The sequence below is a fragment of the Aerococcus sp. L_32 genome (genome assembly GCF_050689315.1).
The window spans coordinates 1-604 of sequence record NZ_JBOEQF010001112.1 but is presented as its reverse complement, the minus strand read 5'-3'; the positions used below and the strand labels follow the sequence as shown (position 1 = coordinate 604).

2 protein-coding genes are annotated in these 604 nt (G+C 37.4%); both read left to right on the top strand.

The window, feature by feature from the left end; genetic code table 11:
* A partial coding sequence (gene rpsH, locus ACRCJ0_RS18450; protein ID WP_431391620.1) for a 30S ribosomal protein S8 occupies positions 1 to 205 on the top strand: 205 nt, incomplete at its 5' end.
* Positions 206 to 253: 48 nt separating this feature from the next.
* The coding region (locus ACRCJ0_RS18445; RefSeq protein WP_431391618.1) for a 50S ribosomal protein L6 at positions 254 to 604 on the top strand (351 nt) is incomplete at its 3' end.

Below are 604 nucleotides of genomic sequence, written 5' to 3'. Positions count from 1 at the left end.
GTATACAAGCGATAACCAACGAGTAATCACAAACTTAAAACGTATCTCTAAACCAGGTTTACGTGTATACGCGAAAAGTGATCAAATTCCTAAAGTTTTAAACGGCTTAGGTACTGCATTAGTTTCAACATCTGAAGGTGTTATCACTGATAAAGTAGCTCGTGCTAAAAACATCGGTGGCGAAGTTTTAGCTTACGTTTGGTAATAAATAACAAAAATAAAAAACAAAATTGAAAGGCAGGTGCAGTCTAGAATGAGTCGTATTGGTAATAAAATTATCGAGATTCCTAGTAACGTAACCGTAGAAAAAGCTGGTTCAACTATCACTGTTAAAGGCCCTAAAGGCGAATTATCACGTGAGTTCAACCCTGTAATTGATATTCAAATCGGGGAGAAAGAAATCACTTTCACTCGTCCAAATGACCACAAAGAAGTACGTTCTATCCACGGAACTACTCGTGCATTAGTAAACAACATGGTTATTGGTGTTTCTGAAGGATTCGAGAAGAAACTTGAAATGACTGGTGTTGGTTACCGTGCACAATTAGCAGGTAACAAATTAACTGTCAATGTTGGTTTATCTCACCCTGTTGAATTCGTAGCG